The sequence below is a fragment of the Bradyrhizobium sp. sBnM-33 genome (genome assembly GCF_032917945.1).
Lineage (GTDB): Bacteria > Pseudomonadota > Alphaproteobacteria > Rhizobiales > Xanthobacteraceae > Bradyrhizobium.
In genome coordinates this window covers 4,168,775-4,184,870 of record NZ_CP136624.1, presented here as the reverse complement: position 1 = coordinate 4,184,870, position 16,096 = coordinate 4,168,775, and the positions used below count along the sequence as shown (strand labels likewise).

Annotated in this window: 10 protein-coding genes; 4 read left to right on the top strand and 6 right to left on the bottom strand. The window is 63.4% G+C overall.

What is annotated here, in order from left to right; translation table 11 throughout:
* Window position 1: 1 nt before the first annotated feature.
* Both RX328_RS19055 and RX328_RS19050 read right to left on the bottom strand, forming a co-directional pair.
* Window positions 2-2,404 (bottom strand): EAL domain-containing protein, encoded by a 2,403-nt coding sequence (locus RX328_RS19055; protein ID WP_213246233.1) that lies wholly within the window; start codon window positions 2,402-2,404, stop codon window positions 2-4.
* Between the two features lie 172 nt (window positions 2,405-2,576).
* On the bottom strand, window positions 2,577-3,083 hold the full coding sequence (locus tag RX328_RS19050) for a ferritin-like domain-containing protein (RefSeq protein ID WP_213246234.1): 507 nt from the start codon (window positions 3,081-3,083) through the stop codon (window positions 2,577-2,579).
* Between the two features lie 384 nt (window positions 3,084-3,467).
* On the opposite strand from RX328_RS19050, the gene RX328_RS19045 reads away from it, so the two are divergent.
* Window positions 3,468-4,532, top strand: a complete 1,065-nt coding sequence (locus RX328_RS19045; protein WP_213246235.1) for a YbhN family protein — start codon at window positions 3,468-3,470, stop codon at window positions 4,530-4,532.
* Window positions 4,533-4,644: 112 nt separating this feature from the next.
* Entirely contained in the window at window positions 4,645-6,609 is a 1,965-nt protein-coding gene (locus RX328_RS19040) for a hypothetical protein (RefSeq protein WP_409410719.1), read from the top strand.
* 97 nt (window positions 6,610-6,706) lie between these two features.
* Here the strand turns inward: RX328_RS19040 and RX328_RS19035 are convergent, their stop codons facing one another.
* Window positions 6,707-7,315: a DUF2147 domain-containing protein gene (locus RX328_RS19035; protein ID WP_213246352.1), complete on the bottom strand. Its 609-nt coding sequence runs from the start codon at window positions 7,313-7,315 to the stop codon at window positions 6,707-6,709.
* Between the two features lie 125 nt (window positions 7,316-7,440).
* The gene (locus RX328_RS19030; RefSeq protein WP_213246237.1) at window positions 7,441-8,469 is read right to left on the bottom strand and encodes an NAD(P)/FAD-dependent oxidoreductase; all 1,029 of its coding nucleotides are present in this window, start codon (window positions 8,467-8,469) and stop codon (window positions 7,441-7,443) included.
* A gap of 157 nt (window positions 8,470-8,626) precedes the next feature.
* Between RX328_RS19030 and RX328_RS19025 the strand changes: the two genes are divergently transcribed.
* The gene (locus RX328_RS19025; RefSeq protein ID WP_213246239.1) at window positions 8,627-9,082 is read left to right on the top strand and encodes an acyl-CoA thioesterase; all 456 of its coding nucleotides are present in this window, start codon (window positions 8,627-8,629) and stop codon (window positions 9,080-9,082) included.
* Between the two features lie 196 nt (window positions 9,083-9,278).
* Here RX328_RS19025 and RX328_RS19020 read toward each other — a convergent pair whose 3' ends face one another.
* Window positions 9,279-9,599 carry a 2Fe-2S iron-sulfur cluster-binding protein gene (locus RX328_RS19020; protein WP_213246241.1) on the bottom strand — a complete coding sequence of 107 codons (321 nt, stop codon included), beginning with the start codon at window positions 9,597-9,599 and terminating at the stop codon, window positions 9,279-9,281.
* Between the two features lie 135 nt (window positions 9,600-9,734).
* The gene (locus RX328_RS19015) at window positions 9,735-10,112 is read right to left on the bottom strand and encodes an Hpt domain-containing protein (protein ID WP_213246354.1); all 378 of its coding nucleotides are present in this window, start codon (window positions 10,110-10,112) and stop codon (window positions 9,735-9,737) included.
* Between the two features lie 384 nt (window positions 10,113-10,496).
* Between RX328_RS19015 and RX328_RS19010 the strand changes: the two genes are divergently transcribed.
* Window positions 10,497-15,893 (top strand): hypothetical protein, encoded by a 5,397-nt coding sequence (locus RX328_RS19010; protein ID WP_213246243.1) that lies wholly within the window; start codon window positions 10,497-10,499, stop codon window positions 15,891-15,893.
* Window positions 15,894-16,096 lie beyond the last annotated feature (203 nt).

The window sequence follows — 16,096 nt, the reverse complement described above, 5'->3', positions numbered from 1 at the left end:
ACTAAGCGACGACCCGCGCCCTTGGCTTCGACAGCATCGTTTCCACCTGGGAAGCGGGACGCGGCGGACTGAACAGATAGCCTTGCGCCTGCGTGCAGCCCTCCTGGCGCAAAAGGTCGAACTGCGCGTCGGTCTCGACGCCTTCAGCCGTGGTGACGATACCCAGGCTCTTGCCGAGGCCGGTCACCGCGCGGACGATCGCCATTGAATCATCGCGCGTCGCCAGTTCGGTGACGAAAGAGCGATCGATCTTGATCTTGTCGAACGGAAAGCTACGCAGGTAACTCAGGGATGAATATCCGGTTCCGAAGTCGTCGAGCGAAATCCGGACGCCAAAGGCGCGAAGCTCGTGCAGAACCGAAAGCGTCGCCTCGCTGTTCTGCAGCAGCACCGATTCCGTGATCTCGAGCTCGAGCCGGTGCGCCGGAAGACCCGAGGCTTTCAGCGCCTCCTTCACCGTCGATACCAGACTGGGATTCTTGAACTGCACCGGCGACAGATTGACGGCGACGCCGACATCCTGCGACCACTGGGCCGCGTCGATGCAGGCTCGACGCAACACCCAGTCGCCGATCGGCACGATCAGGCCGGTTTCCTCCGCCAGCGGAATGAAGTTGGCCGGAGAGATCATGCCGCGCAGCGAGTGATTCCACCGCACCAGGGCTTCGAAGCCAACGACGACGTCTTTGGCTATATCGCGGATCGGCTGGTAGTAAACTTCGAATTCCCCGCGCTGCAGCGCCGCGCGTAAGTCGAGCTCCAAGAGCCGCCTTGCCTGCGCGCGGGCGTCCATTCCGGTCTCAAAGAAGCGGTAGGTGCCGCGGCCGTCCTCCTTGGCGCGATAGAGTGCGAGGTCGGCCTTTTTGAGGAGTTCATCGGGATTCTTGCCGTCCTCCGGCGCCAGCGAAATGCCGATGCTGACCCCGATGACGAGCTGGTGACCAGCGATTTCGTAGGGCGCCGAAACCTTCTCGACCACGTGGCTGGCGAGCAGGGCAACGGCGGACGGGTCGCAATCATTGCAGAACTGCACGATCACGAACTCGTCCCCACCCAGCCTCGCCACTGTGTCGTTCTCGGTGATGCATTCGCCGAGACGGCGGGCGACTTCTTTCAAGAGCGCATCGCCGACCGGATGGCCGAGCGAATCGTTGATATCCTTGAAGTGGTCGAGGTCGAGACAGAGCACCGCAAGCTGATCGCTGCGCTTGGCGAGCCGCAACGCCTTCTCGAGTTGCTCGCGGAACAACGTCCGGTTCGGCAGATTGGTCAGCGCGTCATGGCGCGCCATGTGGGAAATCTGTTCCTGGGCAGCCTGCCATTCGGTGATGTCCTCGAAGGTCGCGACCCATCCGCCGCCCTTCATCGGCTGGTCGACGACGCGGAGCGAACGTCCGTTGCGGCTCACCGTTCTGGTCACGCTGTTGCCGGCCTTGGCAGCAGCGATCACGTTGGCGACGAACTGATCGGGATCGCCATCCCATCGATCAAGCGCCTTCTGCTGCCGAAGGACATCGAGCAGCAAACGACCCTGGAGAGTCATGGCGGTCCGGTCCATCATTTCGGCGTAGCGTTGGTTATTGAGCAGGATGCGACCATCCGCATCGAACATGCAAAGTCCCTGCGACATGTTGTCGAGCGCGGTATCGAGCAGGACTTTTTGCTGATGCAGCTCGCCCTTGGCGCGGCGGTCGATCATGGCCGCCAGCAGCGATAGCCCGAGGATGGCGAACGCTGCCACCGCCGTCAGGAAGGAAAGCGCGGTCGGAGAAATCGACAGCCCGTCGGTCCCGAGGGTCGGGTCGGGAATCAGCGTGACGGCGCCCATCGCCGTGAAATGATGCGAAACGATGGCAACCGTCAGCAGCCCTGTGGCGCCCACGGTATGGGCGGGATTGTCGCTACGCGCGGCAACAAGAAGCGCCATGGCCGCAAACACGCTGCCAAACACGATCGAGGCCACAACGATGCCGGGCGACCACACAATGAACGCCGGAAGCTCGAGTGCCGCCATGCCGGTGTAGTGCATCGCTGCGACGCCGGCGCCAATCACGGCGCCGCCAATCGCAACCACCGGCCACCGTGCGCTCGACAGCGCAATGCACAGACCGACGGCGACGATGCCTATGGCGAAGACCAGCGACAACAGCGTAACGGGAATGCTGTATCCGGCTCCGGCGCCGGGATCGTAGGCCAGCATCGCGACGAAATGGGTGGCCCAGATTCCGCAGCCGCCGACCGCTGCGTCGAGGCCGATCCAGATCGCGCGCGTACGGCCGCGCGAGGCCCGGGCACGATGAAACAGGCTGATGGCGACTGCGCTGGCGAGCCAGCAAATGGCACCGGCAAGCACGACCAGGCGCCAGTCATGCTCGGAAGTGAGGCAAGTTAGGACGCGATACATACAGACCCCCGAAGGCCTGTAACAGCAGTCCTATTCGTATATTTGGCGTAACCGCCGCGGCGCGGTTACGCGGATGGTAAACAAACGCTTTTTGGCATGCCAGGCATGCCGGCGCGGAAACGCCGCGCGAGCTACTCGCCCGCGCGGCGTTTTGCCTCAATGGCGCGACTAATCAGCTTGCGGCTCGCAGGTTGACCTTGCCTTCCGCCAGCGAGGTGAGCTTCTGGTCGACTATCTTTTCCTCGTCGAGCGTCTTCTGCAGGATGCTGGCGCAATCGCTGCGGCCGAGTTGCCGCGCCCAGGCAATCAGGCTGCCGTAACGGGTGATTTCATAGTGCTCGGCAGCCTGGGCGGCGTTGATGAGGGCCGCGTCCAACACGTCCTTGTCCTCAATCTCGCCCGCGACATCGTCGGCTTCCTCGATGATGCCGTCGATCGCTGGGCAATCGACCGCCTTCACCTCGGCGCCGTGCATGCGGAATATCTCTTCGAGACGCTGCACATGCGTCTTGGTTTCATCTAGATGGCCCAAGAAGCCCTGTTTGAGCTGCTTGTCAGTGGCTTTTTCGGCCATTTTTGGCAGTGCTTTCACGAGTTGCTTCTCGGCATAGTAGATATCCTGCAATTGGTGGATGAACAGGTCGTTCATCGTCTTGATGTCTTTGGTGAACAGTCCCATTGCGGTTCTCCTTCGTTTGGGAACACGCTGGCGCAGGCCTCATGCTGGCCGGGGCGCGCGCTTCATGTTCGATGTTGATTGGAGGCTAACTTGCTCGCGAAAAGGACGTTCCTGAAGGCCGCGAAAACGCCGCGATGGAACGGACGGAACGGCGCGGCAAAAAGAGCCCGCGGAACGGACCTCGTTGCGACTCAAAATCGTTAACGCGGCGACATATGTATGGCGTATGACAAAGGCGACGAACGACGCCAAAAGGCATGCTTGTCAAGGGCTGCACAACGGCCCGGTTTTGGCTTATGGGTTTCGCGCACGGTGCCTCTGACCGTCGACTGTCACCCGTCGTGACAGGCCCATCTTTACGTATTGCGCCCGCCGGGAGGATGAATGCATCGGCTGCTGACCGCGCTCAGGCGTGGCTTCAAGGAGAAGATCGGCTGGAAACGGCTGGGGATCGCTGCGAGTCTTCTCATCATCATTCTTGCGATCACCCATCTGGTTCGCACCCTGAAGGGCGTCGACACTGGGGTTGTTTTGACGGCCCTGACCGAAATCGCCCCGCATCGGATCGCGCTGGCGGCACTGTGCGTAGTAGGCGCGTTCTTCACGCTGACCTTCTATGATTTCTTCGCATTGCGAACGATTGGCAAGACGCACGTCCCCTACCGCATCGCGGCGATGTCGAGCTTCACCAGCTACACCATCGGTCACAACGTCGGCGCCACCGTCTTCACCGGCGGCGCGATCCGGTTTCGGATCTATTCTGACTACGGCCTGACTGCGATCGATGTCGCCAAGATCTGCTTCCTCTCCGGCCTGACCTTCTGGCTCGGCAATCTGTTTGTGCTCGGCATCGGCATGGCCTGGCATCCTGAGGCGGCGTCGGCGATGGACCTGCTGCCGCCGGCAATGAACCGGCTGATCGCGATCGGCTGCCTTGCCGGCATCGCCGTTTATTTCATCTGGCTGCTCTTGGGCGAAGGGCGCCGCGAACTCGGCCAGAACGGCTGGAAAGTGGTGCTGCCCTCGGCGAGGCTGACGTTGCTGCAAGTCCTAATCGGCGTCGTCGATCTCGGCTTCTGCGCGCTGGCGATGTATTTGCTGATGCCGATCGCGCCGCACATCGATTTCATTTCGTTGGCGGTGGTATTCATCCTGGCAACGCTGCTCGGTTTTGCCAGCCATGCACCCGGTAGCATCGGGGTATTCGATGCCGCGATGCTGGTGGCGCTGCCGCAGTTCGGCAAGGAACAATTACTGGCGACGCTGGTGGTATTCCGGATCCTGTACTTCCTGATTCCCTTCGGCATCTCGATTTGGATCATGGGCACGCGCGAACTCTGGCTCAGCGTGGTGCAGCCTTGGCTGGACCGCCGTCGGCTCGGCGAAGCGTGCACCGCCAAGGCCCGGGTGCGGCAACCGGTCGAGGGCCGGCATTCCCGAGGCCGGTAACGGCGTCGTTATCTGCACCGTCTGGTCTTTTGAGGCAGAGCTGCCTCATTCTCTTATTTCTGCCTTACCGCTAACGTCAAACGACGCCATGGCTGGAATTCTCTCACGTTCGATGATGTCGGTCGCGCTGCTTGCCGGCGTGCTGATTGGAATAATCACGTCCGCGGCGGAAGCCCAGACCGCCGGGGGCTACGGGCCGCTGCAGATTTCTTGGGAAGTACGCAACCGCTTCCGCCTGTTCCGCGAGGAGCGGGATTTCCTGCTGCATGCCGAAAGCGGACGCGGCCGCAGCGTGCTGGCTTCAGAGCAGGTGCTGGCGATCCAGAGCGACGGCCGCGGCTGGGCACGCAATACCGTGAACCGGCTCTGCATCGATCTCGCCGGCCGCGTCAGCGAGCCCTGCACGCGCGACAACGTCAAAGAAAGCTATCTGACACCGATCGATCATCCGGTCGTGATCCGACTGACGGGCCCGGTGCCGGTCGGCGCGACCTGCGCCTGGACGGTCGACGACGGCGACGGCCCGCAAACTTCCACTTTCGACTGCGCCGAACCAGTCAATCTCCGCGTCCGCTACGGCCGCACCACGGTCGTGACCGCCGACATATCCAGCTCGGAGGGCACTCAGCGCGCTTTCACCGAGATCGCGGTACGCGACATCTTCATAGCGGGTCTCGGCGACAGCATCGCGTCCGGCGAGGGAAATCCAGACCGCCCAATTGCGCTCGCCGATGAAGGCTTCTGCTTCCGCTCCTATCTCGGCACAGCGGCCTCGCAATATTACCGGCCGAGCCGCGCGGGATATAAAGGCGGACGGGCCTGCGAGGCGCCCGATTCCCTCGCCGTCTGGCAGCGGCAGAGTGCGCTCTGGTTTAACCCCGCCTGCCACCGTTCGCTCTACAGCTATCAGACGCGAACCGCACTGGCGCTCGCCGTGCGATATCCGCATATCGCGGTGACCTACCTGCCGCTGGCCTGCACGGGCGCCACCATTGCCGACGGGCTGTTCGGCTCGCAGCGCGCCCGCGACTGCCTGCCGTCGAAATCGGGCGGTGCGTGCCAGGGTACCGTCAACGGGCAACTGGCCGAGCTGCGTGAAGCTCTCGCCGCCGCGAAACGCCGCCAGTCGGACCGCCAGCTCGACTTGGTGCTGCTATCAATCGGCGCCAACGACATCTATTTTTCCGGCCTCGTCGCCGATGTCATCGTGGACACAGCAACCGAACGCGCACTGTTTCGGCGCAGCGGCGTGATGGCCTCGGTAGACGACGCACGTAGCGCGATGACGCGGGACCTACCGCAGGGCTTTGCCAAGCTGCGCGAGGCGCTGAAGCCGCTGCTTGGCGGTGACCTGTCGCGGGTGGTCTACACCGCCTACGCCAATCCGACGTTGTCGAATGGCGGCGCGCCCTGCCCCGGCGGACGCGCCGGCTTCGATATCCATCCTTCCTTCAACGCCCAACCGCAGCGGCTGGCGGCGGTATCGAACTTCGTCGAAAGCGAATTCCTGCCGCAGTTGCGGGCACTGGCGCTCTGTGAGGGCGGCATCCTGTGCCGCAATCCCCGCGCCGACCGCATGACCTTCGTTGACAGCCATCAAGCCAGCTTCGCCAACCACGGCTTCTGCGCACGCGCCGAAAACGATCCCGAATTCGACCGGCAGTGTTTCTCGGCGACCGGCGACAGCTTCGATCCGGATATCGTCACGGCCGCCAGCCAGCCGATGCTGTGCGGCCGCAGCGCCGGTGAGTACCGCGCCTATCTGCCGCGCGCGCGCTGGATCCGCGACGCCAACGACAGCTACTTCGCGGCGATGACCTACCCGCAAGGCCTGCCGGCATCGCAGCAGCCATCCGATATCCATGATGCGACATGGGGGGTCTTGTCCGCGGTCTATGGCGGCGCGGTGCATCCGAGCGCCGAGGGCCACGCCGCGATGGCGGATGCCGCCGTGCCGGCCGCCGCCGCCGTGCTGCAGCTCGATGCGGCGGTGCCTGAAGTCACGTCGCAGCCAATGCAGCCGATACCGGTTTTGCCGGATGTGCCGCGCCCACCAGGCAGAACCGGATTGAATTAGAGCGTTTTCAAGCGAAGTGGACACCGGTTCGCGTCAAGAAAACGCGTCAAAACAAGATCTAGAGCCCGGTTCTGATTCAATCAGAACCGAAAAGGCTCTAGCGCGCAGGTGCAGGAACCGGTGCCGGCGCAGTGGTCTTCTTGGGCGCTGCGGGGGCCTTTGCCGCACCGGCGGGTTGCTTCATCGCAGCGGCCTGCGCCGGCAAATATTTTGCGATGATCGCGGGATCGACCTGCGCCAGCGCCGTATCAGGCAGGCGGGTCCAGACCTCATCCCTGCCTAGCAGCGAAATGCCGAGATAGCCGCGCATCGTCAACGTCTGCCCATCGGGACTGAGCGTCATCTTGGCTTTGTAGATCTTGCCATCGCGCGGATCGAGCACGTTGCCGTTCTCGTATTTCAATCCGTCGCGCTTCATGTCCCGGATGAACGAGAGCCCGAGCCACGGCGCATCCTTGCGATCGTCAGTGCATTTCGAGCAAGTCGGATTGGGAGCATCGCCGGGTTCGGAAAAGAGCTTGGCGAACACGCCCTCGAAGGCGCCATTGCGGTCTACGACGAGAAACCACCCGACCGGCTTGCCCTTCTCGACCTTCTCCCACAGCCCGGCTGCAGAAGGTTCCGCCGGCTGCGCGGCGAGTTCACCAGCCAACGCGAGCCCGATCACGATCGGGAGTATCAGTTGAAATCCAGCCAGCTTGCGCATCGTCATCACCTGATCAATTCGCTAAAGGAATGGCCCCAGACTAAGGCCATTTCGCGGACGGTTCCAGCAACGATCGCCGCGAGCCCGATAAAGCTCCGCGAGCCCAACTGTCATTTTTTTGGGAATCAGTTGACCCCGAGCTTCTTCTGCAGGCTCGATGACGAGGTGGTGTACTGGAACACCAGCCGCTTGTCCGGATAGACATAGCGGTGCGCCTTCTGCGCCATCAGCGCGCCCTCATGGAATCCGGACAGGATCAACTTGAGCTTGCCGGGATAGGTGTTGATGTCGCCGATCGCGAAAATGGCGGGAACATTGGTTTCGAATGCCGCGGTGTCGACCGGAACCAGATTGTTCTCGAGCGCGACGCCCCAATTCGCAACCGGGCCGAGCTTCATCGTCAGCCCGAAGAACGGCAGCATTGTATCGCACTCGATCTTCGAGACCGCGTTGTCGCTGCCCTTCATCATCGCCGCCGACAGCTTGCCGCCCTCGCCTTCGAGCGACGTCACCTGACCGATCTTCAGATCCATCTTGCCGCTCGCGACCAGCGCACGCATCTGCTCGACGCTGTGCGGCGCGGCGCGGAAATCGTCGCGCCGGTGCAAAAGCGTCACGCGCTTCGCGATCGGATGCAAATTGAGCGTCCAGTCGAGCGCGGAATCGCCGCCGCCGACGATCAGGATACTCTTCTCGCGGAACTGCTCCATCTTGCGTACGGCATAAAACACCGAGGTGCCTTCATAGGTCTCGATGCCCGGCACCGGAGGACGCTTCGGCTGGAACGAACCGCCGCCCGCGGAAATCACCACCACCTTGCACTCGAACACCTTGCCGGCATCCGTGGTCACGCGAAACAGCGGATCGCCGACCTTCTCGATCGTCTCCACCATCTCGTTGAGATGGAAGGTCGGACCGAACGGTTTGATCTGCTCCAACAGCGCGTCGGTGAGGCCCTGCCCGGTGACGAAGGGAATGCCGGGAATGTCGTAGATCGGTTTCTCCGGGTAGAGTTCGGCACACTGGCCGCCGATCTTGTCGAGGATGTCGACCAGATGCACCTTCATGTCCAACAGGCCCAATTCGAAGACGGCGAACAGGCCGCACGGACCCGCGCCGATAATCAGCACATCGGTTTTGATCGCTTCGCTCATATCAGCTTCTTTTCGGTTGAACCTGGCGAAATGCCGCATCTGTCTAGCCAAGGCAGCGGCAACAGGAAAGCCAAATATCGCACTCCTGGCCGCGGCAACCCCTTGCCGTCACTCGACAAGTGGGCTGTAAGGAAACGAGACTTTCGGAGATGGCCCTGTGAACGCCCACTTGCGTCCCGACGCGACCCCGCGTCTGGAAGATTTTCCGTACCGCTTGTCGGACAATGTGAGATTTGCCGACCTCGACCCCAACCAGCATGTCAATAACGCAGTCTACGCGACCTATTTCGAAACCGGCCGCGTCACGCTGATGAAGGACCGCAGCTACGGGCTGATGCCGGACGGCGTCACCTGGATCATGGTCCGGCTCGACATGCATTTCCGCTCCGAATTGCGCTGGCCTGGTAGGATTCAAATGGGACTGGGCGTTGTCAAGTTCGGACGAACTTCGGTCACCTTCGATCAGGTGGTTTTCTCCGAAGGCAAATGCGTTGCCTCGGCGCAATCAGTGTCGGTGCTGCTGGACGAAGCCACGCGCAAGCCAACGCCATTGACGCCGGAGATTCTGGCCAATTTTCAGCGCTGGATTCGCCGCGGAGCAAAGGCGACATGATGCGCGCGGCGATGTTGGCGGCCCCTGATCGTCGGCATCGCGTGCAGCCCTGTCGCTGCCGAGCCGTTCTACCGCGAGGACCTGCGTATTCCGATGGAGCCTACGCGGAGTACGTGCCCGATTGCGCGCTATATGCGGTCGGCCACCATCTCGCAGAAACCGCGAACGCCTGATAGCACTGAACGTCTTCCGGAGTTCAGGCCTGCCGTTCCGGCGTCGACACCACGAGGCCGTCGAGGTCGTCGTTCACCTTGATCTGGCACGACAGGCGCGAGTTGGGCCGCACGTCGAAGCCGAAATCCAGCATGTCTTCTTCCATCGGGGACGGAGCGCCGACCTTCTCGCGCCAGGCCTCGTCGACATAGACGTGACAGGTTGCGCAGGCGCAGGCTCCACCGCATTCGGCTTCGATGCCTGGAATGGCGTTGCGGATCGCGGCTTCCATCACGGTCGCGCCGTTCTCGACTTCAATGGTTCGTTTTTCGCCCGTGTGGTCGATAAAGTGGATTTTGGCCATGATCGCTCGTGCTGCCGGAATAGGAAGGAGTCCCGGCAGTCCTATAACGGGTCGATCCACGCAGCGCCAGCGGTCGGGCCGAAAACCTGAGGCAGCATTTTACCGGGATTTTGGCCGATCCGAACCGCCTTCCGCTCAGGAACGATGCAGAATCGCTTCGATCGCTGCCTGCGCCTGTGCAACCGCCTCATCAAGTTCGGCGAGCGGCGCTGATGCGTCGGAGCCACCAGCGATTGCCGCCTCCAGCCGGGCTGCGGCATCGGCGACCGCAAAAGCGCCGATCGCACGGGCCGAGCCCTTGAGCGTGTGCGCCAGCGCGCCGGTATCCGCAGGCATGGCGGCGAGCCTATGCACCAGCCTCGCCGATTGGGCCGAGAACATCGTCAATACCTCCCGCTCGAGGCCAGCATCGCCGAACGTCATGCGGTCGAGATGTTCGAAATCAATCGGCCCGTCGCCGGGAGCCAGCGGTGGCGATGGCATCCATTCTACCCGTTCGAGATGAAGCGGCATGGCAAGACCCGGATCGCCCCGCCGCGTCGATTCCCAGAGGGGCATTTTGGTCAGCCAATCACGACAGCAGTTAACGGAACGTTCTCGGAATACGCCGCAACTTTGCCTTGTTTTCGCCGACAATCCGCCTCGATTCAAGATTCGGTTCCAAAAATTTGTGTATCCGTAAGGCTTTAAGGAACAAAGCTGTTAACGATGATTAAGAATGTCTTAATCGCGGCCATTTCATTCGTATCGCTCAACCAATAGGATGTTTGCGGACGTGTGCGGACAAGCTGCCGGCGGGCACGCTTGCGGTCCGCGGGGGATTATGAATCCAGCTTCGAGCTTGCGGGGTCTTTGCAAGAACGGCTGGGCGCGTAAAAGTTAAGAGGGCTCGGACTGATGGCGAACAATCCCAAGAAGGTCAAAGATCCCACTGAAGTCGCGCTCTCCGCCATTCAGGAAGCGCTCAACATCAGCGATACCACCGTCGACCCCAGCCGAAATTCGATTGGCGGTGAGCTCACGCCGCCGATCATGCCCTCCGCCGCGCCGCCCTATTCAGAAACGCAGTTCGACACGCGCGCAGGCGCCGAGCGGCCGGCGTTTGATCCGATCGACGAGCCGCGCAGCCCCCGCCGCGCCGCCAATGACGATCGCGAAACCATTGGACAGATCCTGCAGGCGATCCAGAAGAACCATCCTACCCGCAGCGTCTACACACTTGCCACCGTGTTTGGCGGCGTCTGGGTGCTCGGCTGCGCCCTTCTGACCGTCAGCTTCCTGCCCTCGCTGCAGGCGGCGATCGGACAGAGTGGCGGCGTGCTGGTGCTCGCCGGGCTTGCGGCGCTGTTCTTTGCGCCGGTGCTCTTGTTCTACTTCCTTGCCAGCCTTGCCTGGCGCGGCCAGGAAATGCGGATGATCGCGCAGTCGATGGCGCAGGTCGCGATCCGCTTCTCCGAACCCGAGGGGGCCGCCGCCGATTCGATGGTGACTGTCGGTCAGGCAATCCGCCGCGAAGTCGCCGCGATGGGCGACGGCGTCGAGCGCGCGATCGCGCGCGCCGGCGAGCTCGAAACGCTGGTCGCCAATGAAGTCGCAGCGCTGGAGCGCGCCTATAGCGACAACGAAGTGCGCATTCGCGCGCTGCTGCAGGACATCGCCCATCAGCGCGACAATCTGGTCGGTCAGGCCGAGCAGGTTCGCAGTGCCATCTCCGGCGTTCAGATCGACTTGCGCCACGACATCGCGCTGATCTCGGACGCGATCGCCTCACGGGTCGACGAGGTCGCAAAGAGCATCACCGGCGCACTGGAAGAGCGCGGCCAGCACATCACGAGCGCGTTGAGCCATGCCGGCGATAACATGATCCTCGCGCTCGGCGAGCGCGGCGGCGACTTGCTCGATCGTCTGGAAGAGGCCAGCGCCGAGACCACGCGTGCAGTGCTCGACGCTTCCGAGCGGCTGACCACCAGCCTCAACTTCAAGACTGGGCACGTCCATGACGAGTTCGTCGATTTGGCCGATCGCGTCCACGAGATGCTGAACGAGCGCCTCGACCGCATCACCAGCGAATTCGAGCAGCGTTCCTCGACCATCGTCGACGGCATCTCGGACCGCACCGAGCAGGTCCACGACTCCCTGAAGAATTCCTCCGACTCGCTCTTGCTCGAACTCGAGCTGCGCTCAGGTGATCTCGTCGGCAAGATCGACGAAGCCGGCAACCGGCTGGCGAGCCGCATTCTCACCTCCGGCGACAAGGCCAGTGACGCGCTGGACGTGACCGTGAACACGCTGGTCGCCAAGGTGATCAGCCAGACCGAGAACGCGCACGACAGCCTCGCCCTGCAGATGAGCGCCTTCGACGAGCTGGTGAAGAACCAGGGCTCGGAGCTTGCGGAAAAGTTCGCCCGCGACAGCGGCACGCTGGGCGCGCTGATCACGCGGCATATCTCCGAATTCGACCGCACCGTCAAAACCTTCGGCGGCGAGATCGTTGAGCGCATGGGCCAGCGGACCCAGGAGATATCAGACAACCTGAAGAACTATGTCGACACCTTCGATACCCGCCTGGTCTCGAACAGCGGCGAGATCACCGCTTCCCTCGATCAGCGGCTGCTGCAGTTCGAAACCCAGCTCGGCACCCGGGTCAACAACCTCGACGCTTCACTCGACAACAAGATCAAGTCGTTCGACGAGACCATCGACGGCCGGCTGAAATCGCTGGAAACGACCTTCGACACCCGCGCCAAATCCGTCACTGAAACCATCGATGGCCGGCTCGGCACGCTGGCAACCTCGTTGACCGATGGCGCGGCGCAGGCGATCCAGTCGATCGACCAGCGGCTCACCCTGCTCACCTCCTCGCTGACCGAGGGCACCGCACAGGCGATTGCCGCCGTCGACCATCGCATTGCCAACGTCACCGAGACCCTTGACGGCCGCAGCGCCCATTTGACCGACACCATCCAGGCGCGGTTCCAGGAAATTCATCAGGGCATCGAAACCCGCGTCGGCGACATTGCCAATGGCGTCGAGACTCGGGTCGGCGCCATCGCCAGCGACATCGACACCCGCGTGGCGCAGTTCGAGGATCTGCTCGGTTCGCGCATCGAGGCCGTGGCCGGCCGGATCGAAAGCAGCGGCCGCCAGGCCAGCGAAGACCTGATGTCGCGCGCCGAAATGCTGTCCTCCGGCATCAAGTCGCATGTCGAGGACGCCGAACGTTCTCTGACCAACCTCGTGGTCAATACCTCCGAGACCATCCAGACCGGCGCACGCAGCGCGCAGCAGGCGCTGCTGACGGTTTCCTCCGATGTCGGCGCGCAGCTCAAGCTGACCTCGGCCGAGGTCGAAGCCGCCCTCACCGCCGTGGGCACCGGCGCGGCCAATTCGATCCTGACCAGCGCCAAAGATGCCCAGACCACGCTGGTGTCCGCGTCCTCCGATGCCGCCGCCCAAATCAAATCTCTCGCCGCCGACGTCGAGCGCACCCTCTCGGCCGCCGGCGATGCCACGGCCGCATCGGTTCTCGCCGGCGCGCGCGAGGCGCAGACCACGCTGGTGACCGCGTCCACTGAGGCCGCAAGCCACGTCAAGTCGCTTGCCATCGACGTCGAGCGTTCGCTCTCGATGGCCGGCAATGCCACCGCCGAGGCCGTCACCGCAGGTGCCCGTGAAGCACAGAACACGCTGGTCGCCGCCTCTACTGAGGCCGCCAATCAGGTCAAGTCGCTTGCGGCGGACGTCGAGCGCTCGCTGTCGGTCGCCGGCACGGCAACCGCCGAGGCCGTCACCGCAGGTGCCCGTGAAGCACAGAGCACGCTGGTTGCCGCCTCCACCGAGGCCGCCAATCAGGTCAAGTCGCTCGCGGCCGACGTACAGCGTTCGCTGTCGATCGCCGGAACGGCGACCGCCGAAGCGATCACGGCAGGCGCCCGCGAGGCCCAGAATACCCTGATGAACGCCTCCGCCGAGGCATCGACCCAGGTCAAGGCGCTCGCCGCCGACATGGAGCGTTCGCTCTCGATGGCCGGCAATGCCACCGCCGAGTCGATCACGACGGGCGCCCGCGAAGCCCAGAACACGTTGATCACGGCGTCCACGGAAGCCGCCAACCACGTCAAGTCGCTGGCGATCGACGTCGAACGCACGCTGACTGCCGTCGGCACCGACACCGCGGCCTCCATCCTCGGCACAGCGCGCGAGGCCCAGAACTCGTTCGCTGCGACCTCTGCCGAGGCCGCCAACCAGATCAAGGCGATCGCCGCCGACATGGAGCGTTCACTCGGCAGCGTCACCGCCAGCACGACCGATACCATCCAGACCACCGCGCAGAACGCGCAGAGCGTGCTGGTCGCGGCAACGAACGAGGTCAGCTCCAAGCTCAAATCGACCTCGGCCGATATCGAGCGTTCGGTGCTCGCCGCGAGCAGCAATTTCGGCTCGACGATGACCGGCAAGACCGACGAAATCGTCACCTACGTCCAGCAGCAGACCGACCGGCTGGCGCAGATCGTCGACAGCCGCCGCGGTTCGCTGGTTGAGGCGCTCAGCGCCAGGACCACGCAACTGACGACAGACATCGATCGCGTCACCGGCGACGCCCTGAAATCAATCGAGACGCGCGGCCAAGCATTCTCGCAATCGATGTCGACGCACGGTTCGGAAGTCGCGCGCACGATTACCACCGCAGGCGACCTCGCCACCGGCGCGGTGGCCAAGTCGCTGAAAGACCTCGAGCAGGCGTCACGCTCGGCCATCGACCAGTCGCGCCAGGTATCGATCGCCGCCGTCACCGAAATGCAGGAGACCAGCAAGATTCTGCGCACCGACACGGTGGCGCTGTTCGAGCGACTGCGCGAAGGCAACATCCTGCTGCAGGAAGTGCTGACCGGCGCCCACGACAATCTCAACTCGCTGGAACGCGCGCTGGTAACCCGTGTGGCCGACTTCGTATCCGCGATGAACGACGTCACCGCGCGCAACGGCGTCGCGACGCAGACGCTGGAAGACCAGTTGACCGTGTTCAACTCCAAGACGACGAAGGCGCTGGAGGATCTCGGCGCGCTGTCGAGCGAGTTCGAGAAACACGGCAAGGAGCTGGTTGAAGCAGCCAGCGTGGTCGAACAGGCCAACCGCTCGACCTCGACGTCGGTCGCCGACCGCAAGTCGCAGCTTGAATCGCTGGTAACCACCATCGACCTGCGCACCACCGACCTCGACCAGCGGCTGTCGCGCTTCACCGGCCTGCTCGACGAATCGCTCGCCGCGGCGGAAGAACGCGCCCGCGATATCGCGCGCGTCGTGGCGGAAACCGCAGGCGCGGGATCGGCTGCGATCAGCCGCCAGTTCGAAGCAGTGCGCGCTGCGGCCGAGAACGAGCGGCAGCAGACCCTCGACGCCATGAACGATCTGTACCAGCAGAGCACGCATGAGACCGATGCGATGTTCAAGCAATCGACTGAAAAGTTCGCCGCGATGGTGCAGTCCATGAAGCAGATGGCCGCCGAAATGCATCAGGAGCTCGAGGCGACGCGCAACGAGCTGCGCCGCGGCGTGCTCGAGATGCCCCAGGAGGCCGCCGACAACACCGCGCAGATGCGCAAGGTGATCGTCGACCAGATCGAGGCGCTTGCCGAGCTCAACCGGATTGTCGCGCATCACGGCCGCGGCCTAGACGTCGTGACTTCCGGCCGCGCCAGCGTGCAACGCCAGGAAGAGCCCGTGATGGCAGCAGCCGCCGGCGGCCGCAACGAAGTGCGGATGCGCGATGCCGGCAGCGCATCGACGTTGCCGCCGCCGGATCTCGGCATGCCGGCCACGCGCCGCGCCGAAGCCCCACCGGTCAGTCCGGTGAGCCAAGACCCCGGGCGCGACGGATGGCTGTCCGACCTGCTCCACCGCACCGACGCAGGTACGGGACGCGAGGCTCCCCGTGGCCGCGCGCCGCAGGCCCCGGTCAATCCGCTGGAGTCGCTGTCGCTCGACATCGGCCGGCTGATGGATCGCAATCTCGCCGCCGAAATGTGGGATCGCTACCAGCGCGGCGAGAGCAAGGCGTTCAGCAAACGCCTCTACACGCCGGCCGGCCAGAAGGCATTCGATGAAGTCGCCCGCAAGTATCGCGCCGACCGCAGCTTCAAGCAGACGGTCGATCGCTATATCGCCGAGTTCGAACGGCTCCTGGACGAAGTTGCACGCGAGGATCGCGGACCGCAGGCGCTGCGCGGCCACCTCACCTCGGAGACCGGGCTGGTCTACACTCTGCTCGCTCACGCAGCGGGACGGCTGGGGTAAGGCCCAGACCGATTGCAGAACGCGAAGCGGAGGCAGTGATGCCTCCGTTTTCTTTTTGAGCACGGGTGGAGCGTCCTCGCAAACTTGCAGTGTGCGCGCCCCGCTGCCGCATCCGCGCAATCTGATCCGCAAAACGCGTCTCCGTAGAAGCACGGTGCTATCCGCAGCGCGAGCTGAAGATTTGCCGGATTCCGACGTGCATC

Bases quoted from the DNA above. Each gene is read 5' to 3' on its own strand.
- RX328_RS19010 (WP_213246243.1), top strand. From the start codon at position 10,497: ATGGCGAACAATCCCAAGAAGGTCAAAGATCCCACTGAAGTCGCGCTC.
- RX328_RS19050 (WP_213246234.1), bottom strand. From the start codon at position 3,083: ATGGGACTGTTCACCAAAGACATCAAGACGATGAACGACCTGTTCATC.
- RX328_RS19040 (WP_409410719.1), top strand. From the start codon at position 4,645: ATGATGTCGGTCGCGCTGCTTGCCGGCGTGCTGATTGGAATAATCACG.
- RX328_RS19015 (WP_213246354.1), bottom strand. From the start codon at position 10,112: ATGCCGCTTCATCTCGAACGGGTAGAATGGATGCCATCGCCACCGCTG.
- RX328_RS19055 (WP_213246233.1), bottom strand. From the start codon at position 2,404: ATGTATCGCGTCCTAACTTGCCTCACTTCCGAGCATGACTGGCGCCTG.
- RX328_RS19030 (WP_213246237.1), bottom strand. From the start codon at position 8,469: ATGAGCGAAGCGATCAAAACCGATGTGCTGATTATCGGCGCGGGTCCG.
- RX328_RS19045 (WP_213246235.1), top strand. From the start codon at position 3,468: ATGCATCGGCTGCTGACCGCGCTCAGGCGTGGCTTCAAGGAGAAGATC.
- RX328_RS19020 (WP_213246241.1), bottom strand. From the start codon at position 9,599: ATGGCCAAAATCCACTTTATCGACCACACGGGCGAAAAACGAACCATT.
- RX328_RS19035 (WP_213246352.1), bottom strand. From the start codon at position 7,315: ATGCGCAAGCTGGCTGGATTTCAACTGATACTCCCGATCGTGATCGGG.